Source organism: Clostridioides sp. ZZV14-6154, assembly GCF_020657785.1.
GTDB lineage: Bacteria > Bacillota > Clostridia > Peptostreptococcales > Peptostreptococcaceae > Clostridioides.
The window spans coordinates 846,984-872,806 of sequence record NZ_JAGWCY010000001.1; the positions used below are offsets into that span (position 1 = coordinate 846,984).

27 protein-coding genes and 1 other annotated feature are annotated in these 25,823 nt (G+C 27.2%); of the genes, 9 read left to right on the forward strand and 18 right to left on the reverse strand.

What is annotated here, in order from left to right; translation table 11 throughout:
- Positions 1–2: 2 nt before the first annotated feature.
- From KGF45_RS04225 to KGF45_RS04240, 4 genes are all read right to left on the reverse strand, one after another.
- A complete protein-coding gene (locus KGF45_RS04225; RefSeq protein WP_227827381.1) occupies positions 3–1,268 on the reverse strand; it encodes a dihydroorotase in 1,266 nt (421 codons plus the stop codon).
- Positions 1,269–1,320: 52 nt separating this feature from the next.
- Positions 1,321–2,469: a DUF362 domain-containing protein gene (locus KGF45_RS04230; protein WP_227827380.1), complete on the reverse strand. Its 1,149-nt coding sequence runs from the start codon at positions 2,467–2,469 to the stop codon at positions 1,321–1,323.
- A 100-nt stretch (positions 2,470–2,569) separates the two neighbouring features.
- Positions 2,570–3,115, reverse strand: coding sequence for an NADH peroxidase (locus KGF45_RS04235; RefSeq protein WP_003420048.1), 546 nt, complete (start codon positions 3,113–3,115; stop codon positions 2,570–2,572).
- A gap of 224 nt (positions 3,116–3,339) precedes the next feature.
- Positions 3,340–4,284 carry a DMT family transporter gene (locus tag KGF45_RS04240; protein WP_227841898.1) on the reverse strand — a complete coding sequence of 315 codons (945 nt, stop codon included), beginning with the start codon at positions 4,282–4,284 and terminating at the stop codon, positions 3,340–3,342.
- A 370-nt stretch (positions 4,285–4,654) separates the two neighbouring features.
- Between KGF45_RS04240 and KGF45_RS04245 the strand changes: the two genes are divergently transcribed.
- Positions 4,655–5,536 (forward strand): polysaccharide deacetylase family protein, encoded by an 882-nt coding sequence (locus tag KGF45_RS04245; RefSeq protein ID WP_227827378.1) that lies wholly within the window; start codon positions 4,655–4,657, stop codon positions 5,534–5,536.
- A gap of 61 nt (positions 5,537–5,597) precedes the next feature.
- On the opposite strand, the gene tyrS is transcribed toward KGF45_RS04245, so the two are convergent.
- Both tyrS and KGF45_RS04255 read right to left on the reverse strand, forming a co-directional pair.
- Positions 5,598–6,806, reverse strand: a complete 1,209-nt coding sequence (tyrS, locus tag KGF45_RS04250) for a tyrosine--tRNA ligase (protein ID WP_227827377.1) — start codon at positions 6,804–6,806, stop codon at positions 5,598–5,600.
- Between the two features lie 71 nt (positions 6,807–6,877).
- Positions 6,878–7,130: a binding site (T-box leader), on the reverse strand.
- Between the two features lie 151 nt (positions 7,131–7,281).
- Positions 7,282–8,250 (reverse strand): DUF2232 domain-containing protein, encoded by a 969-nt coding sequence (locus tag KGF45_RS04255; protein WP_227827376.1) that lies wholly within the window; start codon positions 8,248–8,250, stop codon positions 7,282–7,284.
- A gap of 180 nt (positions 8,251–8,430) precedes the next feature.
- Between KGF45_RS04255 and KGF45_RS04260 the strand changes: the two genes are divergently transcribed.
- The 3 genes from KGF45_RS04260 to feoB all read left to right on the forward strand — a co-directional run bounded on the left by KGF45_RS04260 (position 8,431) and on the right by feoB (position 11,572).
- Positions 8,431–8,871 carry a GNAT family N-acetyltransferase gene (locus KGF45_RS04260; protein ID WP_227827375.1) on the forward strand — a complete coding sequence of 147 codons (441 nt, stop codon included), beginning with the start codon at positions 8,431–8,433 and terminating at the stop codon, positions 8,869–8,871.
- 327 nt (positions 8,872–9,198) lie between these two features.
- On the forward strand, positions 9,199–9,426 hold the full coding sequence (locus KGF45_RS04265; protein WP_227827374.1) for a FeoA family protein: 228 nt from the start codon (positions 9,199–9,201) through the stop codon (positions 9,424–9,426).
- A gap of 25 nt (positions 9,427–9,451) precedes the next feature.
- Positions 9,452–11,572 (forward strand): ferrous iron transport protein B, encoded by a 2,121-nt coding sequence (gene feoB / locus KGF45_RS04270; RefSeq protein ID WP_227827373.1) that lies wholly within the window; start codon positions 9,452–9,454, stop codon positions 11,570–11,572.
- A gap of 142 nt (positions 11,573–11,714) precedes the next feature.
- Here feoB and KGF45_RS04275 read toward each other — a convergent pair whose 3' ends face one another.
- The 4 genes from KGF45_RS04275 to KGF45_RS04280 all read right to left on the reverse strand — a co-directional run bounded on the left by KGF45_RS04275 (position 11,715) and on the right by KGF45_RS04280 (position 14,478).
- Entirely contained in the window at positions 11,715–12,533 is an 819-nt protein-coding gene (locus KGF45_RS04275) for a MerR family transcriptional regulator (RefSeq protein ID WP_227827372.1), read from the reverse strand.
- 190 nt (positions 12,534–12,723) lie between these two features.
- Positions 12,724–12,972: an EAL domain-containing protein gene (locus KGF45_RS20285; RefSeq protein WP_413926582.1), complete on the reverse strand. Its 249-nt coding sequence runs from the start codon at positions 12,970–12,972 to the stop codon at positions 12,724–12,726.
- Positions 12,969–13,112, reverse strand: a complete 144-nt coding sequence (locus tag KGF45_RS20290) for a hypothetical protein (protein WP_285891641.1) — start codon at positions 13,110–13,112, stop codon at positions 12,969–12,971. Before KGF45_RS20290 ends, KGF45_RS20285 begins: the two co-directional genes overlap by 4 nt.
- A 49-nt stretch (positions 13,113–13,161) precedes the next feature.
- The gene (locus KGF45_RS04280; RefSeq protein WP_285891642.1) at positions 13,162–14,478 is read right to left on the reverse strand and encodes a sensor domain-containing diguanylate cyclase; all 1,317 of its coding nucleotides are present in this window, start codon (positions 14,476–14,478) and stop codon (positions 13,162–13,164) included.
- A 420-nt stretch (positions 14,479–14,898) separates the two neighbouring features.
- Between KGF45_RS04280 and KGF45_RS04285 the strand changes: the two genes are divergently transcribed.
- The 4 genes from KGF45_RS04285 to KGF45_RS04300 all read left to right on the forward strand — a co-directional run bounded on the left by KGF45_RS04285 (position 14,899) and on the right by KGF45_RS04300 (position 18,629).
- On the forward strand, positions 14,899–15,081 hold the full coding sequence (locus tag KGF45_RS04285) for a hypothetical protein (protein ID WP_227432883.1): 183 nt from the start codon (positions 14,899–14,901) through the stop codon (positions 15,079–15,081).
- A 233-nt stretch (positions 15,082–15,314) separates the two neighbouring features.
- Positions 15,315–16,229, forward strand: a complete 915-nt coding sequence (locus KGF45_RS04290; RefSeq protein WP_227827371.1) for a DUF2935 domain-containing protein — start codon at positions 15,315–15,317, stop codon at positions 16,227–16,229.
- Positions 16,230–16,767: 538 nt separating this feature from the next.
- Entirely contained in the window at positions 16,768–17,415 is a 648-nt protein-coding gene (locus KGF45_RS04295) for a lactate utilization protein (RefSeq protein WP_227841899.1), read from the forward strand.
- A 371-nt stretch (positions 17,416–17,786) separates the two neighbouring features.
- The gene (locus KGF45_RS04300) at positions 17,787–18,629 is read left to right on the forward strand and encodes a creatininase family protein (RefSeq protein ID WP_227841900.1); all 843 of its coding nucleotides are present in this window, start codon (positions 17,787–17,789) and stop codon (positions 18,627–18,629) included.
- Between the two features lie 164 nt (positions 18,630–18,793).
- On the opposite strand, the gene KGF45_RS04305 is transcribed toward KGF45_RS04300, so the two are convergent.
- Genes KGF45_RS04305 through KGF45_RS04320 form a run of 4 tightly spaced genes read right to left on the reverse strand, consistent with a single transcriptional unit; the run spans position 18,794 to position 20,986 of the window.
- Complete coding sequence (locus tag KGF45_RS04305; protein WP_227841438.1) at positions 18,794–19,345, reverse strand: hypothetical protein; 552 nt, start codon at positions 19,343–19,345, stop codon at positions 18,794–18,796.
- 4 nt (positions 19,346–19,349) lie between these two features.
- Entirely contained in the window at positions 19,350–20,249 is a 900-nt protein-coding gene (locus KGF45_RS04310; protein ID WP_227841901.1) for a 4Fe-4S binding protein, read from the reverse strand.
- 10 nt (positions 20,250–20,259) lie between these two features.
- Complete coding sequence (locus KGF45_RS04315; protein ID WP_227827366.1) at positions 20,260–20,409, reverse strand: CD1871A family CXXC motif-containing protein; 150 nt, start codon at positions 20,407–20,409, stop codon at positions 20,260–20,262.
- The gene (locus KGF45_RS04320) at positions 20,402–20,986 is read right to left on the reverse strand and encodes a TlpA family protein disulfide reductase (protein ID WP_227827365.1); all 585 of its coding nucleotides are present in this window, start codon (positions 20,984–20,986) and stop codon (positions 20,402–20,404) included. Before KGF45_RS04320 ends, KGF45_RS04315 begins: the two co-directional genes overlap by 8 nt.
- A 420-nt stretch (positions 20,987–21,406) precedes the next feature.
- Here KGF45_RS04320 and KGF45_RS04325 point away from each other — a divergent pair, with 420 nt between their 5' ends.
- Complete coding sequence (locus KGF45_RS04325) at positions 21,407–22,732, forward strand: MATE family efflux transporter (RefSeq protein WP_227841902.1); 1,326 nt, start codon at positions 21,407–21,409, stop codon at positions 22,730–22,732.
- Between the two features lie 175 nt (positions 22,733–22,907).
- On the opposite strand, the gene KGF45_RS04330 is transcribed toward KGF45_RS04325, so the two are convergent.
- From KGF45_RS04330 to deoC, 4 genes are all read right to left on the reverse strand, one after another.
- Complete coding sequence (locus KGF45_RS04330) at positions 22,908–23,699, reverse strand: ABC transporter permease (RefSeq protein WP_227841303.1); 792 nt, start codon at positions 23,697–23,699, stop codon at positions 22,908–22,910.
- Positions 23,700–24,575 (reverse strand): ATP-binding cassette domain-containing protein, encoded by an 876-nt coding sequence (locus KGF45_RS04335; RefSeq protein WP_227827362.1) that lies wholly within the window; start codon positions 24,573–24,575, stop codon positions 23,700–23,702.
- Between the two features lie 3 nt (positions 24,576–24,578).
- Positions 24,579–24,947: a GntR family transcriptional regulator gene (locus KGF45_RS04340; RefSeq protein WP_227432872.1), complete on the reverse strand. Its 369-nt coding sequence runs from the start codon at positions 24,945–24,947 to the stop codon at positions 24,579–24,581.
- A gap of 187 nt (positions 24,948–25,134) precedes the next feature.
- Positions 25,135–25,794: a deoxyribose-phosphate aldolase gene (gene deoC, locus KGF45_RS04345; RefSeq protein ID WP_227841903.1), complete on the reverse strand. Its 660-nt coding sequence runs from the start codon at positions 25,792–25,794 to the stop codon at positions 25,135–25,137.
- Positions 25,795–25,823 lie beyond the last annotated feature (29 nt).

Genomic DNA, 25,823 nt, shown 5'->3' on the forward strand with positions numbered 1-25,823 from the left:
TCTTAAGCGTTGTATACAACTTCTCCATTGCATATAGTATAATTAACTTTACCATATAAAGATTTACCTTTAAATGGTGAATTGTCAGCTTTAGAAACAAAATCTTCAACTATCCATTCTTCTTCAGGATTAAATATAACAATATCTGCTACTGCTCCTTCTTCTATAAAACCAACATTTAAATTGTATAGCTTTGCAGGATTTGTAGACATTTTTTCTATTAACTGCATCATACTAAGATGATTTTTATATACTAAGTTTGTTATTCCAAGAGACAACGAAGTTTCAAGCCCTATAATACCACTTGGAGCTTTTATAAACTCTCTGTCTTTTTCTTCTTTACTATGAGGTGCATGGTCTGTTGCTATTATCTCAATAGTGCCATCATTTAATCCTTCTATAATCTTATCTCTATCCCACTTAGTTCTTAAAGGTGGATTCATTTTTGCATTTGTTCCAAACTCTAACACATCTTCCTCAGTCAGTGTAAAGTGATGTGGTGAAGCTTCTGCAACTACGTTTGCTCCAAGATATTTTGCAAATCTAACCATATCAACAGAAACACCAGAACTTATATGTTGTATATCAATCTTAGCACCAGTTTTTAGTGCTAACATACAATCTCTAGCAACCATTACATCTTCTGCTACATTTGATGCACCTTTTAGACCAAGCTCTGAAGCTATCTTTCCTGCATTTACGCCAGGATTTCCAACTAAAGAAGGGTCTTCTTCATGAAAGCTAAGTGGTACATCTAACTCCTTTGCCTTAATCATTGCTTCCATAATTAAACTGCTATCCATTAAAGGCAATCCGTCATCAGTAAATCCTGGAACTCCAGCCTTTTTAAGATTTTCCATATCCACTAACTCTTTACCTTCAAAACCTTTCGTTATGGCTGCTGCTTGTAAAACATTTATACATGCATTTTTTGCTTTTTCCTTTACATAGTTAAAAGTATCTTCATTATCTACAATTGGGTCAGTATTTGCCATACATATAACTGTTGTAAATCCCCCTCTAGCTGCAGATTTAGCTCCACTATCTATATCTTCTTTATATGTAAATCCTGGGTCTCTAAAATGTACATGTACATCTACTAATCCTGGTGCAACTATATTCCCACTAGCATCTATTATTTTTTCAAATTCATCATTTTCATCAAAATTACCTATTTTATAGATTTTATTTTCTTTTATAATTAAATCTATTTTCTCATCTCTTTGACTTTTAGGGTCTATCACTCTACCATTTTTAATTAAAATCATACTATTTCTCCTTTATAATTTACATTTATATAGACTCATATAATATTATACATTATTTTACATACTTAAATACAAAATTACGTTTGACATCAATAGCCTTTTTAGGACAAAGTTCATGACAACAGTAACATCTTATACATTTATTTAAATCTATAAGAGCACCTTTATTCCCCATCTCTATGGTATTTGCAGGACAAGCTTCCTTGCACTTTCCACATTTTATGCAGTCTTTAAATCTAACCACTGGCTTTGGTGTTATAAGTTTTGAAATAGGTTCATTTAAAAATTTTGGCAATTTTACAGAAAATAGCCTTAAATCTTTACTTACATTTGGTACCTTATAATCTTTTATAATTAAATCCTTTATATCTTCTCCTACAATCTCAATATCTGAAAAGTCTTCTTTTATATACTCTCTTTTAATAGCTCCTCTAATTGTAGCAACTTTGTTTGGAAGCAAACCTATAATCTTACATGCAACAACATCTATAGCATATGGATTTTGTGATGCTAATAAAACACCTATTTCTTTAGGATTTCCTGCTGAAGGTCCATCCCCTTCCATCCCTACGATTCCATCCATAATTGTCAGTGTTGGATTTACATAATCACAAATATCTAAAAGTACATTTTCGCAAAATAATTCCTCTGTAGGAAATCTATAATGTATTTCTGCTTTTTTTAATCCAGCTATACATCCATATAAGTTTTTTGTGCCACCAGTAAAAGTTGCCATTACATGTGTTTTTAATTTACAAAGATTTATTACATAATCAGCATCTATTACTGGTTTGATAATGTCCATATATTTAAGAGCATGTGCTTTTTCACTGTGTATCTTAACATCTGAAACATCATAATTCAATTTGATACCTAAATCATTTGCTACCTCTTCAATTCCAGATGTCTTATATATACCTTTAAGAGAACCTTGATTATATGGTCCACCAGGACTATCTGCTATTACTATGTCACAATTTAATTCTAAAAGCTTTTCACATACAACCCTTACTACCATAGGATGGGTAGTTGTAGCTTCTTCAGGCTTTTTTTTCATCAATAGATTTGGTTTTACAAGTACTTTACTTCCTTTTTTTACAAACTTGTTAAGTCCTCCAATGTCATCTAAAATTTTTTCAATAGAAAATCTTACATTTTCATACTCATAATTCTTGCAACTTCTAACAGATACTGATTTCATATTATCTTCACCCTTTTATTACAAAGATTTGTTTATATTTTTTGTATAATTTAAAAAAGGAGAAACCAAAGTTTCTCCTTTTAATCTATATTTTTAATTATTATTTTCCAAAATATCTATTTAATAATCCTAAGAATGCTTTACCATGTCTAGCTTCATCTTTACACATTTCATGTACTGTATCATGTATAGCATCTAATCCTAATTCTTTAGCTCTCTTAGCTAATTTTAATTTTCCATCAGTTGCACCATATTCAGCGTCAACTCTAACTCTTAAGTTTTCTTTTGTATCTGCAACTACAACTTCTCCAAGAAGTTCTGCAAATTTAGCAGCATGTTCTGCTTCTTCAAAAGCTATTCTCTTATATGCTTCTGCTACTTCTGGGTATCCTTCTCTATCAGCTTGTCTACTCATTGCTAAATACATTCCTACTTCTGTACATTCACCAGTAAAGTTAGCTCTTAATCCTTCGATTATTTCTGCATCCACACCTTGAGCTACTCCTATTCTATGTTCGTCAGCCCAAACCATTTCACCTTTCATTTCTTCGAATTTATCAGCTCCAACTTTACATACTGGACATTGTGCTGGTGCAGCATCTCCTTCATGTATATATCCACATACTGTACAAACAAATTTTTTCATAATTAATTTCCTCCCAATTTTATATTAATTAAATTTTTATTTTTAAAGTTTAATAACTTGCTACAAGAATATATATACCCCCTGTATTATAGTTTAAACACTAAAAATAAAATTTATTTCCTAATTAATTTTATCACTTTGAAACATCGGTATCAACTAAGTTTTGATGTCAAATTTCTACATAATATATACTTTATTTGATTAATTAGGAAACAATTGTCTCTTTAAATACTTTCTAGTGAAGAATCTTTTGACTCTTTAAGTTTTACTTTTTTACTTTTTAAAAATGATAATTTAGTTTCTGCTGTTATAATTGCACCAAATATCAATATACTACCAATAACTAATTTGGCTGTAATAGCTTCTTTTAGAATTATTATAGAAAATATAGTTCCAAATACAGCTTCAGTAGATAGTATTATGGCTGTTCTAGTTCCATCAACTCTCTTTTGACATATAGTTTGGAATAAAAATCCTATTGAAGTACTAAATATAGCTAAATATATAGTTCCCATATATCCAGACAATTCAGCTTCTATTTTCAACTGTCCTGCAAATGTCTGAACTACTAAAGACAGTAAAAATGCTACAGTAAATTGAATAGCTGTTAATGCCATTGGATTGTTATCTTTAGCAAATTCACTAGTAAAGAATATATGAAATGCAAATCCAAATGAACATATAAGCGTTAATAAATCTCCAAAATTAATAGATAAATCAGCCTCTAAAGAAAGTATACCTATACCTACAAGGGCTACTAAACTACTTATTAATCCTATTTTATCAAGTTTTCTTCTATAAAGTATAAATCCTATGAATGGAACTATTACAACATTTGCTGCTGTTATAAATGCATTTTTAGATGGTGTAGTGTACATAAGTCCAATGGTTTGTACTGTAAAGGCTAGAAATAAAAATATTCCTAAAAGCCCTCCTGCTTTTAATAAATTCTTTCCAATATTGGCACGAATTTGTTTAAAAAACAATAAATTCATAATTACAGCTGCCAAGAAAAATCTTATAGTTATTATTTGTAGAGGTGTAAGCCCACCATCTAGTGCAAATTGGGTTGCTACAAAGCCACTTCCCCATATAATTGCTATAAATATTAGTCCTATTTCTCCAAAGTATTTTTTCAATAAAGCCCCCTCCTTTTTATTTTTTTGCAAAATTATAAACCCCCTAAACAGCAAGAGAGTTTTTCTATAAGCATTACTATAAATTTATATAGTTATAGTAAATTTTTTCAGTATTTTAAATCTAGATTTATATCCACTATTTAACATTAATATATTAATCATTTTTTGTAAACACCTTTTTAATAAATTTTTACCTTTTTTATATTTTTTTTACTTATATTAAATTTTTTTATAGATAATTTCAGTATCTAGGATACTTTAATATTATGCAAATAATGTTGTATAAGTTACACTTTAGTTATTTTAGTTACAACTTTGTCGGTTTACTTTTTCTACTTTCTTCGATATAATTATAATATATTTTTGATACAATTCGACAAAAAGGGGGAATGTTGAAATCATGGTAAAAAAAAGAAAAAAGAAAACTATGGCACTTACTATAATTGTCGTAATAGTTATTGGTATTTTTTCTATGGCATGGGCGGATATGTCCAAGAAAAGAGAAATTAAAGAAACTCAAGAAAAGCTTAAAGCTGAAAAATTAGAAAAAGAAAGAATTGAAAAAGAAAAAAATGAACCTATCATTGGTGCAAAAAAAGAAGCTGCAAAAGAATATGGATATGACGCAAAATTAGTTTGGGATAAGCTTAACAAATACGACTATTCAAATAATGGAGAAAAAATAGTATTCCTTACATTTGATGATGGACCATCTACTACTAATACTCCACAAGTCCTAGATATCTTAAAAAGACACGATGTTAAAGGAACTTTCTTTATTAAGGGAGATTCTCTTGAAAGAAAAGGTGCCAACGAAATTTTAAAAAGAACATTTGATGAGGGAAATGCAATAGCTCATCACTCATATTCTCATGACTACAAAAAACTATATCCTGGCAGAAGCCTAAATCTTGATACATTTGTAAATGAGCTTAATAAAACAGATGAAGCCATGAAGAAAGTTCTAGGAAAGAATTTTTCATCACATGTAGTTAGATGCCCAGGTGGGTATATGTCATGGAAAAATATGGAGCCTTTGGGTAACTACTTAAAAGAAAAAAATATGGCATCAATCGACTGGAATGCTCTAAATGCTGATGCAGAAGGTAAAAAGAAAAATGCTCAAGAGTTATTTGAACATGCAAAGAAATCTTCTGAAGGTAAAGAAATGGTTGTACTTTTAATGCATGATACTTATGGAAAGCAAGAAACAGTAAATGCACTAGACCAAATTATAACATATTTTAAAGATAATGGTTACCAATTTAAAACCTTAATATAACAAAAAAGCAAGTTCATTGATTGTACTTTTATATAATCAATAAACTTGCTTTTATTTTACTCTATTTTACTAACTCTATTTTTACAAATTTTTTCTTTCCTATTTGAACAACAAGTTCGCTTTCTTTAGCAACTGTACTTAAATCTTCTACTTTCTCACCATTTACTTTTACTCCACCTTGAGATGCTAGTCTTCTAACTTCACTCTTACTTTTAACAAGCTCATTAGAAACTAATACTTCAATTAAATCAAATTCTTCTTGTTTAACTTGAATTGTTTGTATATCTTCAGGTATTTGACCTTTTTGGAATACAGATTTAAATCTTTCCTCAGCTTCTTTAGCAGCTTCTTCTCCATGGTATAAAGTTACTATTTCTCTCGCTAGATTCATTTTTATATCTCTTGGATTTACTGAACCATCTTTTAACTGAGTTTCAATTTTATTAACTTCATCAGGATGAACATCAGTTACTAAATTATAGTATTTAATTATAAGTTCATCAGGAATTTCCATAGATTTTTGGTACATTATTCCAGCTTCTTCATCTATTCCAATATAGTTACCTAAACTCTTACTCATTTTTTCTTTTCCATCTAATCCTTCTATTAAAGGCATCATTATTACTATTTGAGATTCCATACCAAATTCTCTTTGTAATGATCTTCCCATTAATAAGTTAAATCTTTGGTCAGTTCCACCAAGCTCTATATCAGCTTCTAATGCTATTGAATCATATGCTTGCATCAATGGATAGAAAAATTCATGCACTGATATTGGCATTTGTCCTTCATATCTCTTCTTGAAATCTTCTCTTTCTAACATTCTCGCAACAGTAATAGTTGCAGCTAATTTTATTACATCTTCAAAGTTTAATTTAGCTAACCATTCACTATTAAATCTTACAATAGTTTTTTCTTTATCTAAAACCTTAAAAATTTGTTCTTCATAAGTTTTTGCATTTTCAAGAACTTGCTCTGTTGTTAAAGCTTTTCTAGCTTTAGATTTTCCAGTTGGGTCTCCAATTTTACCTGTAAAATCTCCAATTATAATTACTATTTGATGACCTAAGTCTTGTAGTTGTTTCATTTTTCTAAGAACTACTGTATGACCTAAATGTATGTCTGGAGCACTTGGATCTAACCCCAATTTTACTATCATAGGTTTTCCTTCTTTTTCTGATTTGATAAGCTTTTCTCTTAACTCTTTTTCGTCTATTAAATCGTCTACACCTTTCATAATTATTCGTATTTGCTCGTCTATCGATTTCATTTTCATACCTCCTAAAATATTTATATAATCTATGATTTTTATTTTTATAATAAAAAAAGCTCTCATCCTATTACAAGGACGAAAGCATTGCTTACGTGTTACCACCTTAGTTCATCAATATCTCACGATATTAATCTCTATAGAGTATAATTTATTTACTCATATACTATAACGTGTACTATTCCGATATCTCTTAGTGGTTGTTATCTTTCAGAGACATTGCTCCAAGATGTATTCAAACTAAATCAATTTATTCCATTTCACCAAACTGGAACTCTCTGTTAAATAAAATTCAGCTCTACTTCTTCTCTTCACAGCATTTATATATTCAGATTATTTCATCAATTACAAGAAGTTTTTCTTAACTTACTCATAATATATTATTATTTTTACATTTTGTCAACCTTTTTTATTATTATATACATGTTTTTTTACATTATACTATTTTTTTATATTTTTTACCAATGCATAAAGTTTATTTTTCAATTAAAATATTTATTTGTTTGTTGACAATATTAATTTGAGTCAATCTTACATTCATTTTCTTATTTAAAAATGCATTTATAATTATTAATCCAATAACAGTTATCTTAAACATTAGAAATAAAGATATAACTACTATCAAGAAAGAAATTCTAGCATATGCTACTTTTCTAAATTTAGTTATTATAAAATTTTGCAGTGACATACAAGAATCTCTAATGACAAAATACGTACACAAATACCCAATTGATATAAAACTTGTTTTTAAATAAACTAACTCAGTTTTAATATTCAATATATTTGTAATTTCAAAGATAGTTAAATAAAAGACACACATATAAAAAACTTTCTTTGAACAACATAAAAATTGATTTAAAAGTCTAAAATTTTTAAATACTAAAAACTTTTTTAAAGAATTAGAACTTAAAATATGTAATTTATGTCCTATAACTAAACTTAAAATATATATACAAAAAACCATTCCAAAAGGAAATAGTGCTATCATTAAGTAATAAATAAAATCTGTATATCCATGAAAATAAATCAATTTGCTGTATCCCTGAAATTCGCTCATAAAACTGTATCCTATTAGTGCTGAAGCATATATATCAATAAAAACCATTATAATGACTCCAAGCATTGAACCATATACTAAATCATCCATAACTGTTGATGATTTAGTTATCAAACAACCACATATTATACCAAGTAATACACTCTGACTTGCCCAAATAGCAGTTCCCAAATTTCCAAGCACCAAGGAAATTATTAAAAGTGATGTAATTCCAGATAAAACAGTATACTTTAAATCACACTTTAAACATATTATACAAAAAAATATTGGCACTATAAAATCTAAATAAATGGCATATCCAAATCCAGTACCTACAGCTATAATTGTTATTACTATAAATAAAGACGACAATAAAGCCGCTTCAGTTAATTTTTTAGTAGTATCCAAAACAACTCCTCCACAAACTATAATTTTTCTAACTAATATTTTATTTTTAATACAGTATAACACTTTTTTAAAATATTTTTAACACATACATATTTTAATAAAAGTATTTCTGTTAAAAATTATAAAATGGTATAATATATCTTAATATTAAGTTTTTAATATACTTAGGAGGTAATTATTATGTTTAAAATAAAACACTTTAATGATTTGAGTTTAAATGAATTTTACGAAATAGCCAAATCAAGATATGAAGTATTTGCGTGTGAACAAAAAATATTTTCATTAAATGATTACGATGATATAGACAAAAACTCTTATCATATATTTTTAGAAGACAATGAATTGATTTGTGCTTATGCCAGAATAATTCCTAAAGAATATAGTTCTTATAATGATGTTTCTATTGGTAGGGTTTTAGTTCTTTCTACTCATAGAAAAAAAGGGCTATCAAAGCAAATGATGGACTGTGCTATAGACTTTGTAAAAGTTAATTTGCATGAAAATAATATAACCTTATCAGCACAAGCTTACATAAAAAATCTTTACTTATCTTGTGGTTTTAAAGAAATTTCAGAAGTATATGATGAAGCAGGTATTGAACATATTAAAATGAGATTATAGTGTTGACAAGCTAACATTGTTAATATATAATTAAATCATAAATTAAATATTGAATTGATATCTAGGTATTTGAAAATACCTTATATAAGTCAGAAGGCTTTTGCGCTTTCTGACTTTTTTATTATCAAAATTCAATAATTATATAGATTCAAAATGTTAATTTTTATTCTATATTCTACTTTCCCCAAAAGTAAGAATTATACCCAACTTTGTGATAGGCATATTGCCTATCTTTTTTTTTACGAAAAGTAACAAGGTAATAATGTAATGCATAGTTTAGAATAAGAAGATTAGCTCAGGCTAAATTTCATGCATGGAGGTGCTACTATGAAAAACCTTAATGATATTCAAGTGAAAAAAACTGTTAAAGTTGAAGATATATTATCTAGTGGTAATTTAAGAGAGAGAATGTTGGCACTTGGTCTTACTAGAGGAGCTGTTATAAATGTAGTTAGAAAAGGACCAAAAAATAATTTAACTGTCTACAACATCAGAGGTAGCAAGATAGCTCTACGACAAGAAGAAAGTAGACTAATATTAGTTTCTGACATTTAAAATTTTATATCAGGAGGATATTAATATGGGTTTAACACACAACTCAACTAAAATGAGTTCTTTAAAAGACATGTTTGATATAGATAACAAGGAAGACCAGTTTGTAATTGCACTAGCTGGTAATCCAAATACAGGCAAAAGTACTGTGTTTAATCATCTTACTGGACTTAGACAACACACTGGAAATTGGCCAGGAAAAACTGTAGCTACAGCTCGTGGTAATTTCAAATATCAAAATACAGAATATGCATTAATAGATTTACCAGGAACATATTCTCTATTTGCTTTGTCACAAGAAGAAGTGGTAGCTCGTGATTTTATATGTTTTGGTAATCCAGATGCAGTAATTGTAGTATGTGATGCTACATGTCTTGAAAGAAATTTAAATTTAGTTTTTCAAGTAATGGAACTCACAGATAAAGTCATTTTGTGTATAAATTTGATAGATGAAGCTAGAAAAAAAGGTATTAATATTAATAAAGATTTCTTAGAGGAATCTCTTGGAATTCCAGTTGTTTTAACTGCTGCAAGAAATGGTTCTGGTATGGATGAGCTATTAGAGACTTTAAACGATGTATCTTTTGATAGATATAAATTTAATAATAAGCCAGTAAAATACAGCGAAAATATAGAAAACACAGTAAAATCAATTCAATCAGAGTTAGATGATATCATGCCAAATATAAATTCTAGGTGGTTGGGTCTTAGACTTATTGATGGCGATGAAAGTATTTTTGAATCTATGAGTAATTATATAGATAAAGATTCTATAGATGCTATTAATGAAGTAAAGAAAAAAATTCCAAATGATATAAACAAACAGAAGACTAGAGATGAATTTACTAAAATCAATTATGATTATGCTAAAAAGTTAAGTGATAAGTGTTGTTCTAATAATGCTAAAAAATCAACAGATAGAGAGGAAAAAGTAGATAAAATATTAACATCTAAAATATTTGGATTGCCAATAATGCTCTTATTATTAGGTACTATACTGTGGATTACTATAGAAGGTGCTAACTATCCATCCACTTTACTATCTAATTTATTACTTGGATTTGAGCCAAGTATTTCAAATATATTAAACAGCATTAATTGTCCATCATGGTTAAATGATATGTTAGTGTTGGGATTATATAGGACTTTAGCATGGGTAATCTCTGTAATGTTACCTCCTATGGCAATCTTTTTCCCATTATTCACATTACTTGAGGATTTTGGATATTTGCCAAGAGTTGCATTTAACTTAGACCATCTATTTAAAAAAGCATGTGCTCATGGTAAACAGTGCCTGACTATGTGTATGGGATTTGGATGTAATGCTGCTGGAGTTATTGGTTGTAGAATAATTGACTCTCCAAGAGAAAGACTTATTGCTATACTTACAAATAACTTTGTACCTTGTAATGGTCGTTTTCCTACTTTAATAGCCATATCTACAATATTTTTTAGCTCTGTTATAACTAGCTCTTTTGTATCTAGTATAGCAACTGCATTTTGTATAACATTATTAATAATTTTAGGAGTTATAATAACACTGTTGGTCTCTTATACTCTTTCCAAAACATTATTAAAAGGAGTTCCTTCTACATTTACATTAGAACTTCCTCCTTATAGAGTTCCTCAAATAGGTAGAACTTTATATACTTCTATAATAGATAGAACAATATTTGTTTTAGGAAGAGCTATAATGGTAGCTATACCTGCTGGTGTCATAACTTGGATATTTGCAAATATCTATATAGGAGATTTGAGCATATTATCACATGTTGCAAACTTTTTAGACCCTTTAGCTAAACTAATTGGTCTAGATGGCTTCATATTAATGGCTTTTATTCTTGGATTTCCAGCAAATGAGATAGTTATACCTATACTTTTAATGGCTTATCTAGCAACTGGTTCTATGATAGAATTAGATAGCTTTAGCGCTCTAGGTCAAGTTCTTAGAGAACATGGCTGGACTTATTTAACAGCTTTAAATGTTATGTTATTTAGCTTACTTCATTGGCCTTGTGCAACAACACTTTTGACTATAAAAAGAGAAACTGGAAGTTTAAAATGGACTGCCTTAGGATTTTTAATGCCTACTGTACTTGCTTTTGTTGTTTGTTTTTTAACAACTTTTGTTTATAATTTATTTGTATAACTTAGTATTTAGTTAACATTAAACTTTATCCTATAAGTATTATTTAAAAATTCATATACTTTATTATTAAAATAGAGGTATATTCAAGTGATAAGTAAAATTACTTATTACTTAAATATACCTCTATTTTAATTTTTAATTCTTATATAGATATTTGAATTGAAATCTCAGTCATATAATTTTCTTCATTGCTTTCACAAAAAAAGTCAAGTATACTTTCTTCATATGAATTACCAATAATTTTATAGTTATTATCATATATATATTTTTTTAATTTTTCATAGGACTTATAAGAGTCTTCATATCTTCCAATATGCTTTATACACCCATACATTCCTTCTGGCTTTATATATAGCTTTTTATCTTTTATTTTTTTATCTATTTTTAAATAAAAACTTGATATACTTAAATAGTCTCCGTTTTTTATATTTTCATTACTTACTATTGCTCCTAATTCATACCCCTGATACAGATTTTTTGACTTACAGTAATTTGTAAAATCAATTAATTCCATCATAAAATTACCATCATTTATACTACTCAAATCACTTGATAATACTAAGTATTCTTCACATCTATTGGATATATAGATTTCTTCATTATCTATCTTAGAAATACCTTCAACTGTAGTATTTATCCTGTTTTGTATTTTAGAACTTATTTGTTTTAATTTTTTTATTTTCTCTCTTATCTTTTTTTCTTCTTCTTTAAGCATTTCTACACAAAGTTGAGGGCTTCTATTTTTTATATATTCTTTTATCTCTTCTAAACTCATTCCTATTTCTCTTAATGACTGTAATATATCTAATGTATCGTACTGATATACTGAATAATATCTATAATTGTTTCTATCTTTGTATTCGGGTGAAAAAATACCTATTTTATCATAAAAAATCAATGTCTGCTTAGAAATACCACATAGTTTTGCAAATTCACCTGTAGTAAAATACTGTTTTTCCAAGGTTTGTACGCTCCTTATCTTTTTATAATCTATATAGTTACTATATTCTTTATTATTGGCTAAATCAAGTAGTTATTATTTAATAAAATCAGTATATTTTTAATTTTAAAGGTTAAATGTCAGTTAAAAGTAAAATATATTTACTTGATAGATTATATAAGTAAATGCGAAATTGCAAATTTGACTAGTATCAGATATCTAATTTTAAAATATCTAGAATTTCTCTTGCTGTTTGTGGCTTTCCAAAAAAATATCCCTGTATGTAATCTGGTTTCATTTGCTTAACTAAATCATACTCCTCCTGTGTTTCTACTCCTTCTAAGCACACTCTTATTCCTACATCATGACAAATTGCAACAATAAAGCGTATGAAGGTAGCATCAAACTTACTTTTTAATATGTCTTTGACAAATACTCTATCAATTTTAACTATATCTATTGGGGAAAATTTTCCTCAGATATAATTTTAATTACATCCTCAATAAACGTTTCCTCTAATATTTGTACAGCTGAAATATTTACACTTACTGTAAAAAGAGGATTATAATCAATCCAATCACCACAAGTACGTAATGCCATTCGAAGTACCCATGCTCCCACATCATTTCCAATGAATACACTTTATTTTTCAAGATTTTTTCAGAGAAAAAACAAGTTTATTCTTTCCATGCTCTTTAGCATACTGTAAAGAGTAGCTAGCATATTTATAAAGTTCTTTTACTGTATCTCCATGTTTTGGATATATAGCACATCCAGTAGAAATTGTTATATTTAATCCATATTTTCTCCACAATTGAAGATGTATAATCAAATTCTGTATCTGTTCATATAGAATTCGAATGTCATTTTCTTTAACATTATCAACAAGAATTCCCATTTCATCACCATCAAGTTTATAAAGTTCGGCATTACCTGGCAAAATAGACTTTATGGATTGTGCTAAAGTTTTTATTATGTTATCTCCAAAAGATCTATCATACATCTCATTAACATTCTTAAAGTCATCAATATTTAGTAGCATTATGCATAATTTTTCAATCATGGGATTTGAAAGTTTTTCTTCAAATACACTCATAAATTCATAGTAGTTCAATAGCTGTGTTAATGGGTCAATCTTATTTTGCTTACCTAACTGTGTCATAATTCCTGCAAAAATACTTGGCTCTCCAAATTCATCACGCATTAGTTGCCCTCTACACTTTAACCAGATATATTCTCCACTACGATTTTTAGCTCTAAATTCAACTGTATGATAATCCATATAATCTTTACCTATTTCCATATTTGACTTATAAAAACGAGACCAATCTTCTGGATGTACAATTTTTTTCCAATAGACAAGTGGATTTTCCACAATTTCTCCTGGTAAATCAAATAATTCAACTTGTGATGGTGAATATCGAAACACTCCTGTTTTTAAATTACATATATATATATATTCATCTGTACCTCTAATCAGAGCATCATAAAGTAAAGTGGAATCATAATCAAATTTATCTCTTGACGTATTTAAATACTTAAAGTTCTCTTTTTTTTCATTGTTATCTGATACTTTACAAAACTCATCAATCTTAACTTGTTTGTTTAAAGCTATAGAATTTGTAATATCTATAGATTGATGTATATGAACAGTTGTCCCATCATACCATGTAATTAAACTATCATAATTCTCAAAGACTCTATTTAACTTATTACATTTTTCATACCATTTTATTGATACTCCTTTTTTATTGCTCTCTAGTAATTCTGAAATCTTACAACAACTACAAGGAATATTTTTTTCAGGATATAATACTTCCCAGCAAACTTTTCCTTCTGGAACTAAATTATGATACTCTTCTTTCATATTTTTATTCATGAAAATAATTTTATTGGTATGAATATCTGTAATATATATATTAATCTTTATCTGATTTAATATAATTTCAAGGTTATGTTTGTTCATATACATGCCTCCTTCATTGTTACTATTATTTATAACAACATTTCCAAAATTATTTTTTATTACAGAGGATTACTTATCATTTTTATATATACATTAAATAGCCTAATTTACTTGGGAAATTTATCACTTCATATTTTAAATTATAGTTGATTAAAAAAAATACATCAATATCCTATTTACCAATTTAAATGATATATAAAAAATATACTTGATAATGGATTTGCACAACCTCTTACTGGACTTCTTATTCGTGAAAATATAATAAAACATCTATCCAGTTTTGCAATTATAACAACCAGTTTTACATACTCACTTGTAAAATACTTTTAGACAATATATCATACTATATAGGTTTTCAAATGAAATAATACATGCCATTTACTGAATATTTTAATTTTTCGTTTTTTAGGGGGATTGATTGTGTTTAAAGATAAAATTGATGAATGTGTCCATATAATGACTGCATATATTGCTAATTTAAAAGAATACTATTCATTTATAGAAACTCAAATTGATGATTTTATTAAAAAATATGGCGAAGATACTGTGGAGTCATGTCTCCATAGAATAATGATTTTATTATGTGAATGTGGTTTGGCATAAAATCAAGTATATTAAATAGGCAAAAAGAATTTTATATAAGATTCTTCTTGCCTACTTTTATATATTTTAGTTTTAATAGTTTTATCCAAAAGTTATACATTCAAAACTAAAATTTAATAATAAATATTAAAATTAATAACAAAAGAATTTAATTAATTTATTTCTAATATACATAAAATCAAATATTAAGAATAAAGTATTATAAACAAGATACTTTCTAAAGGGAGGAAATTATGATAGATAATCAAAAATATGTTATTTTATCACTTGAATTACATTTATTTTTTTCAAGAATTATGAAAGAGCATTCTCTTTTTTTAGAAGCAGGATTTACATCTAAAGATTACAATCTTGCTTTAGAAGCTGACCACTATAAAAACCAATTTGAGGAATTATTATCATACGCTGTTAGTGCTAGCAATGGTGTAATTAGACCTGATATATTATACTCAGAAGAAATTGTCACTAGTCACACATTGGATGCAGAAAAAAAGACAGAGGAATTTACAGGAATCGAAATAAATCAAAACATAACCACAAGAGAATTAAATTTACAGAGTGGTGTAAATCCACAAGTTAGTCAAGACTTAGTAAATTATGTAGCTCAGCTTAACTCAGATTCACTAAAATTACTTGATGGACTTATTAATCTAAAAGAAAGAGTTCTAGATGGAGTGCTATCATGCAATCTATTTACCTCAAATTACCCTCTGCTTATTGAACATATAATACATGAAGCTAACTTATATCGTTCCTATGTAATTGACCTAGAAAATAAAATGGATATTGATTCAAAGGATTTTAAAGAGATAGAATTATTTTGGGACCAAATTATGATGGAACATGCATTGTTTATGAGAGGATTACTTGACCCATCTGAAAATGAACTAATCAATACTTCAAATGAGTTTGCTATAAAATTTAAGGAATTAATAGAAGAGACAAATAAAATGAATGATACTACTATAGATAGTATGACAGATAAAACTCTAGATGAAACAGTTGAGTTTAAAGATTTTAAAGAGGCTGGAGTATCTGGAATAGAACAATGTAAAATAAAATCTATAATATTGCCACTTTTAGCAGACCATGTGTTAAGAGAAGCCAATCATTATATCAGAATATTGGAGAACTACAAAAATATGTAATTAAAAAAGTGTAAGCAAATTTATATAATATAAAATTATATATAAGTCTATATTTTAAAATAAGAATATTATTATTTATAAAGAATAATATAAAATAGAAAAATATTAATTTAATAATTATAGATTAAAATGACTATTTTTTATAAAACAAAATATTCTTTATGAAACTAATTAAAGTAAAGATGCATCTAGACTGCTTCTTTACTTTTTTATTATTCAATAGAGCTTAAGTCATTTATTTATAATAAATATTTGTGACAAAAAATCATATAATCAGCTACAACTTACAACATTATTCTATATATGTTTTAAAATAAGAACTCTTAACAGAACTATTTTTCCACTTGATTATTTACTAAAAATTAATAACAGTCCTCTTATAATAAAAACTTATTTGTGTTATAACTATATTGTAACTATTTTCATAATTTTAGGAAAATGTTAATAATAAAATTGGTTTTATACAATCATCTATTAGGTAAATTTAATTAGTATAATAGTTACAACCTTAAAATTTAAATACAGGAGTGATTTTAGTATGATAAGACAAACACCATTAGAAAAACGTTATGATAAGTTAGGTCCAAACATAGTTAAAGCTCTTAAAAAACGCTATTTTGATGCTTATTATTGTAAAACCAAAAACGATGCTTTACAACAAATCTTAGATTTAATTCCTCAAAATCACACAGTCTCATGGGGAGGTTCTGAAACGCTTAAGGAAATGGGAGTGCAAATTGCTGTTAAAAATAAAGGATATGAAGTTATTGATAGAGATTTGGCAAAAAGCCCAGAAGAAAGAACAGAAATTATGCGTCAAGCACTTTTATGTGATACTTTTTTAATGAGTAGTAATGCTATTAGTGAGGATGGTCAGCTTTTTAATATTGATGGAAATGGAAATCGAGTAGCTGCAATGATTTTTGGACCAAAAAATGTTATAGTTGTTGCTGGCATGAATAAGATTGTAAAAAATATTGATGATGCAATACAAAGAACTAGAACAATTGCTGCACCAGCAGTTGTACAGCGTTTTCAAGATGTTAATACTCCTTGCTATATTAATGGTAGTTGTATAGATTGTACAAGTCCTGAAAGTATTTGTGCATATATGGTAACTACAAGGATTAGTCGTCCAGCAAATAAGATAAAAGTAATATTGGTTGGAGAAAATCTTGGTCTATAAAATACATCTGTAAACAAAAATAATTACATAAATAATAAAATAATGTTACATAGTCTACTTACATACGTGATAGAGAGAAAATTCTATATGGAATTTTCTCTCTATCACTTTTACCTTATCCTTAAATTTTCTATATTCCAATTTTCTTACATACTATTTACCTTAATAATCAAAATATCTACTACTTTTTTTGTTTAACAATTATTAAAAAATCGTCATTACTTTGAAAAACAAAATTATTTCTTTCTTGACATCATTATGCATATATAGTACTATTTATATAAAGTAGTATATATACATATTAATATCAATTATTATGCCTATAAAAAATAGCATCACTAATAAAATAAATTTTCAGGAGGTTCAAGACTATGAATTATAACTTACTTACTCTTTCATGGGAAGATATTTTAAATTTAGACAAAGAAAAACTAGTAGTATTTGTTGGTATAGCTCCAATTGAGGAACATGGTAGACATTTACCAATAGGAGTGGATATTTATGAAACAGATGAGTGGATTAACCTTGCAATTGATAAACTAGACTCAATTTTACCTAGTTATTGTTATGGAAAACTTCCTATAATACCTTTGGGATTTGCAGATATGGGAACTTTCCCAGGTAATATTCATGTTAGCCGTGAATTAATTTATAAAATAATTTATAGTACATTAGAGAATATAGTTAAATGGGGTGTTAAAAATATCATTGTTATATCTGCTCATGCTGACCCATTACATACAATCGCTGTAGAACAAGCCTGTGAATCAATCAACAAAGAATATGGTATAATTTCCATTGCACCTATGGGCTCAATTTTTAATTATGAGCAAAAAAGAGTTTTGAAAAAACTTTCTAATTCTGTTGAAGAAAAAATCAAATTATTTCCAAACGATTTTCACGCAGGCTGGATTGAAACATCAAATATGTTAGCACTATATCCTGAATTAGTAAGTGATAATTATCAAGAGCGACCTGATATATCTATTCAAGATAATGAAATGATGAACATTCAACAAGTTATTAATACAATTAAAAATGAAGGTCATATTGGATTTCCTAAAGAAGCGAGTAAAGAATTAGGAATTGAATTAAACAATGATACTGGAGAACAAATATGCATAGCTACACATAAATTTATTCTTCGTTCTAATTATGAAAAATATATGAACCATCCTTTATACCATATATCAAGCCTAAAACTTAAAATCTAAAACTTATAATTACTATAACACTTAATTTTTTAAACCAATACAATCTATTTATAACATATAAAAAAAACTGCATAAACTCTGATAAATAAATATAAATAACATAATAAACATCTACATATTGACCATAATTTTAATAAATTATGGAGTATATTTTATCTAGAAATTTAATTTTTTTGTTCTCCATCAAGTTTTTTAAAATAATCTTTATTATATTCAGCTAGATAATCTGTACCTCCTCCAGTGATTACATTTAAAAGTTTCATTGCAAACTCAGGACTAGCTTTACATATATAATTATCCCCAGACTTAACGACTTCTAAAGCGATTGTAAACTCTTTTTTATTTGCAGAATCAATATCCTTCATAGTTGGATTAGGCATCATTTCTCCTAGTTTAGGAGGATTCTTTTTTAATATAGAAACCATATCTGTATTATTGACTTTTAAATCTACAATAACTTTATCGTCTTTTTTCTTTATATTTTCAATTTTCCAAGACATATTTTTAGAGTACATTTTAAATCCTTCTTTGTCGCTATATATAAAACTACCTAACCCTGATTCTGGAAAATATTTATCTACTTTATCAGAATCTTGAGTCTTTATTGCATTAAACATATTATCTACTTCACTTTTTATTTTATTGTCATTATTACACCCAGTTAATACTAATACTGAGATTGCAAACATTATAATACATATAGTAATTTTCTTCATTAAATTATTTCTCCTTACATTTTTTTAAAAATATTGATTTATCCTTTATATTCTTTGAAAAAGTTGTAGTAATTGCATTTTGAGGGCAAGCTTTTATACAATCACCACATCTAATACATTCTAAACTATTTACATCTTCATATATTGGAATATCAAGTTTACATTTTGCCTGACATGCTGTGCAATTTGTACATTTATCTTTATCAATTTTAAATCTATATATTGAAATAGGATTAAAGAAACTATAAATTGCACCTAAAGGACATAAGTACCTACAAAATGGTCTATAAATCATTATTGACATTAATAAAATCAATATCAAAATACTTAATTTCCAGCTAAATAAGAATCCTATGGATTCTTTTAAACTTTCATTTTCTAAAATAAGAGGTACCCCACCTAATAGTGTTCCTGAAGGACAAATCCACTTACAAAACCAAGGATTCCCACCACCTGCTACATTTACAATAGTAATTGGTAAAATAATTACAAAAACTATTAAAACTATGTATTTTAGATATTTTAAATATTTATCACCATAAACTTTTTTTACTTTTAATGGAAATGGTATTTTATATAATAAATCTTGAATAAGTCCAAAAGGACAAAGCCATCCACAAACAAAACGTCCAAAAAAAGCTCCAAATGCCATTAAAAAACCCACAACATAAAATGAAAATTTATAATCCCTACTTGATAAAACGGCTTGTAGTGAACCTATCGGACATGCACCTAGTGCCCCTGGACAAGAATAACAATTTAATCCAGGTACACACAAGTTTTTGCTTTCTCCACCATAAATAGTCCCTTGCAAAAAACCATTTATATATCCATTTGTTAATGCTGTAAATGCAACCTGAGTAATAAGTCTTATATTATTGTTTATTTTTGATAATAACTTCATAATTGCTCTCCTAACCAATACCAATACATTCAAGGCAAATCATAATTGCCTTAGTTAATACTACATTTGCTTCTCCACGATATACGCCCAATACAATAAATGAAATACCAATTACAATAATAGAAATACCTTTTTTATTTTCTTTAATAAAGTTACTCATTACTTTTTACCATCTTTAATCTTTCGTCTATAATTTTTTTCCATTCTTCTTTGCTATTTGCACCTGCAACTTTATCACCTACAAATTTTCCGTTCTTGTCTACAAAATAAGTTGTTGGAAACTCTATAATTCTTTTAAAATCAGTCTTTTTCAAACCTTCAGATACTGTTAATTGTTGATAGGTAGCATTTGATTTTTTCATAATATCTTTAACTAAGTCTCTCTCTTTATCTGAAAGACCAGTTTTCATATCAGCTCCATCAACTTCTACAACTAATCCCTTTATAGCTACATTTGAATTATTACTTTCATATTCTTTTGATAAAGCTTCAAGTTCTGGCATTTCACCTACACATGGACCACACCAAGTAGTCCAAACATTAATAAGTGTAAGGTCTTTACTTGAAAACACCTCCTTTGTTACCTTATTTCCATCTACATCTTTTGTTTCTAGATTAGAGAACCATTCACTATTCTTTTTGCTTGTGTCTATAGGCTTAGACTCTTTTTTACTACAACCAGAAAGTATACCTAAAGCAAAAACACATCCTAAAACTAATACAAAAAACCTTTTCATACTTCACACTCCTAATATCTATATAATATATAAAATTGTTGATTGAAATAAGAGTAACCCATCCTCTATACTATAGTTATTATATTTAATAAATAATAGTTAACCTAAAGAAAACTATATTGAAGATATATAGTTACTAAAATATACTTCTTATCAAACAAAATCTTATATATATGATAAACTGTAAAACTTAAGATTATATACCTATATTTCTAAAGATTTTCTTAAGATATAATTATCTTTTCAATAGAATATAATTATTCTTTCAATAAAAGTTCATTAATCGCTATTCTATAAATCCTACTTAACATAAGTTATTATTGATTTAAAGCCATTTATAGTATTAACAAAGTTTTTCTTGACTATATAGTTACTATATACCTTATTATATATAGAGAGTAATAAAAGGAGGTAAAATTTATGGAAAATTTATTTACAAGAAAATTCACTACTTTTGAATTTCTAAAATTTGTTTCTCCTGCAATTATATCCATGGTATTTATATCTTTATACACAATAATAGATGGTATATTTGTGTCAACATTAGTTGGCTCAGATGCTCTTGCCAGTATAAATATTGTACTACCCATAATCAACCTTGTTTGTGGTTTTGGAATAATGATGGCAACTGGTGGAGGAGCTATAGTTTCTATACGTATGGGGGAAAATAGACAAGATGAAGCCAATTCTACATTTTCTTTTATAGTTTTATTTTCATTGATTATTGGAATTTTATTCACAGTAATCTCGTATTTTTTTGTCAAAGAAATATCTATTTTACTTGGAGCAACTGATAAACTACTACCTTATTGTATAACTTATGGTAAAGTCATGATTTTATGTACACCTTTTTATATTTTAAAATTTATATTTGAATATTTTACAAGAACTGATGGAAACTCTAAATTTAGTTTATTTCTATCAGTAATTGGAGGTGTAACAAATATAATATTAGATTACGTGTTTATTAAATATTTTGGAATGGGTCTTCTAGGTGCTGCTGTTGCAACTGCTATAGGTATCATTTTAACTTGTATTTTAGGTGTAGCCTACTTCTTATCAAGTAAGTCTACATTAAAACTAAAAAAACCGAAAATTGATTTTAGACTTATAAGAGATACAATGATAAATGGTTCTTCTGAAATGGTTACAGAATTATCTACAGGAATTACAACATTCTTATTTAATATAGTTGTTTTAAGATTAGCAGGAGAAACTGGACTTGCAGCTCTTACTATAGTACTTTATGCTCACTTTTTGATGACATCGGTTTATCTAGGTTTTGCTGCTGGAGTATCACCATTGATAAGTTATAATTTTGGTGCTGAAAATAGCGATAAGTTAAAAGAAACATTTAAACATTCTTTAAAATTTATATTTGTTTCTTCTATTTTAGTTTTTATTGTAGCGTTAGTTTTTGCACCACTTATTGTTAGAGTTTTTGTAAATCCTGATAATGGAGTATTTGGTTTAGCTTTACAAGGTCTAAAAATATTTGCTTTTGCTTTTTTATTTGTTGGCATAAATATATTTGCATCAGGATTTTTCACAGCATTTCACAACGGAAAAATTTCAGCTATTATATCTTTTAGTCGTGCCTTTGTTTTTGTAATTATAGGAATTATAATTCTTCCTCCTATATTGCATCTAAATGGATTGTGGCTTACTGTTCCATTTGCTGAAATTATAACTATATTTATATCTATATTGTTTATAAAAAAATATAAGAGTAAATATAAGTATTAGTAAAATATACTTGTTAAAGTTAATAAAGCTAGCTTAAAGTAACCGTATTCAAATTTCACTTTAGAAACTTTATATTTGCAATGAAATTAAAGCCCTTAAAATCCAAAACAAATGGTTTTTAAGGGCTTTTTACTAGTACTATTTAAATCTACTTTTAAGGTAATTTTTATTTTAACTATAATAAATCATTTGCATAATCCTTGATTGGAGCTCTTCTAAGTAGTAATATTATTAAGGCTATACAAATAAATATGGCTCCTACTTTTAACCTTAATAATACAGAAGGATTTGCAAATAAAATAATAATTTTATCTAAATGTATAAGCATTTTTTGTGTATGTTTAATTGCAAAGTTAACTACATAAATTAATATCAATATTGGTAATCCTATCAATAGAGTAAAGCTAGTAGCTTTTCTAACTCTATATGTAAAAGCACCCAACAAAGCACCTATCAAACCTATACACATTTCACTAATACATAAATTTATAAAATAATTTAAGTAAGCTAGTGGCATATTTGCTGTTGATGATTCTATTATTGTGGGTATAGAAATCCAAAGTAAATCTTGTTTCAGTAAAGATAATATATCCACCTTATAACCTGTTATAAACTCCATAGATAACTTTGATAAAAATATTAAAACTATACTTATAATAGAAAGAACAAAAGCCAAAATAATTAAGGTTAGTATAATAGCTTTTATACAATTCTTTCTATCTGCCCTTATACTTAAAGCCCCTGAAAAATCTTTATTTACTATGGATATTCCATATACAAATATTAGTATGCTTATATAGTTTAAAAGTGGCGTTGTGAAAGATGATAAGTCTTGTTTAGGCAAATTAGCAAAAGTTACAATAATAAGTGGTAAAACATTTAAAAAAGCACCCATTACCAAAAATAAAATTATATATAGTTTTGTATTTTTATTAAAAAATTTCATATATGGTCTTAATTCATTCAATTACAAAACCTCCTTTTTAGTCATACTTACAAACATATCTTGTAATCCTATGTATCCTACATCTATATTTGAATTTTCAATTATATTTTCATCGTTTTTACTAAAGTCACCATAGTAAAAGTAGGCAACTGTATTTCCAAATGATTTCTTAGGCTTTACATTTCTTATTGCTTCTAACTTTTCTACTTCTTCTCTGCTTCCAGTAATATAATGAGCTTTTTGTTTTATAGTATCAATATCTTCATCTATAATAATCTTACCTTCATTTAATATTATTACATGCTCTAATAAATCATCTATTTCATCAATCAAATGAGTTGATATTATTATCGTTCTTGGATTTTTTATATAATTATCTAAGATTACATTATAAAATTCTTGCCTGTTTACTGCATCTAGGCCAATTGTTGGTTCATCAAATATAGTGATGGCTGAATTGGAACAAATTCCTATTATATTTGAAAGTATAGTCTTCATTCCCCTAGACAATTGTCTATACTTTTTCTTTATATTTAAATCAAAATATTTACATAGTTTTTCTTCTAATGCCTTATCATAATTTTTATAGAAGCTAGAAGAAAACTCGAATATTTGACCTACTTTAAAATCTGAATTATAAAATTCTTTTTCTCTTACAATACAAATATCTTCCAATACTTTTAAATCTTCTTTTATATTTTTTCCTGAAATTTCTATCTCTCCTTCATTCTGAATTAATTGATTTACTATTATATTCAATAATGTAGTTTTCCCAGCACCATTTTTTCCTAATAAACCATATATTTTATTTTCTTCAAAATTCAGAGACACGTTATCAAAAATCTTTTGTTTTTTAAAGCTATGAGATAAATTTTTTATCCTAATAGAACTACTCATACATTACTCCCCCTTAAAATTTATTATAATATCGACTAATTCTTCTCTGTTTATTTCTAATTTATCTGCTTCTTGAAGTAGATTTTTTATAAAATTATTTTTAAAGTTTTCTTTCCTAACTTCTTTTATGATACTTCTTGCTCCCTCTGATACAAACATTCCTATCCCTCTCTTCTTATATAAAATATTCTTATCAACTAATGTATTTATTCCTTTCAAGACTGTAGCAGGATTAATTTTATAAAGCTTTGAAAGTTCAGTTGTTGATGGAACCTGTTCTTCTTCTTTTATACCATCTGATAATATTTCATCTTCAATTGCTCGTGCTATTTGAATAAATATGGGTTCTTCATTATTTAATATTAATTTCATAGATTCCTCCTTCCTAAGTTAGTTAATTACTTAAGTAACTAACTATATGACTATAGTATATTATAAAATCTTCTCTGTCAATACTAAATAAAAAAACAGAGGGAAATTTCCCTCTGTTTTTTTATTTTATAAATTTATAATTAAACTAGTATCTAATTGTTATTGATTTATCCATAAATCAATAGTTTTAATAACCTGTTATATCTTCATTTTTTAATATTTTACATATTGAACTAGTACCTAATCTTTCAGCACCTGCCTCTATAAATTTTTCTGCATCAGAAATCGATTTAACACCTCCAGCAGCCTTTATCTTAACATTTTTTCCAACATGCTCTTTCATAAGCTTTATATCTTCCAAAGTAGCTCCACATGTTCCCATTCCAGTAGATGTCTTTATAAAATCTGCACCAGACACTGTTACTATCTCACACATCTTTACTTTTTCACATTCCTCTAAATAACATGTTTCTATAATAACCTTTAATATTTTCTCTCCAATAATTGCTTTTATTTCTTTTATCTCATTTTCTATCTTATCATAGTCTCCATTTTTAATGTCTGAAATATTTACAACCATATCAACTTCATCTGCTCCATTTTTAATTGCATCTTCAGCTTCAAATACCTTTGTTGCAGTAGTTTGATATCCTAGAGGAAATCCTATTACTGTACATACCTTTATTTTACTATTTAAATATTCTGCTGCTCTTTTTACATATGATGGTGGTATACAAACTGATGCTACATTCATATTTATAGCCTCATCACATAAAACCTTAATATCTTCCCATGTCGTTATAGCCTTTAAAATAGTATGGTCTACCGTTTTTAATATGTGTTTCATAAAATCCTCCTAAATATATAATTAATATA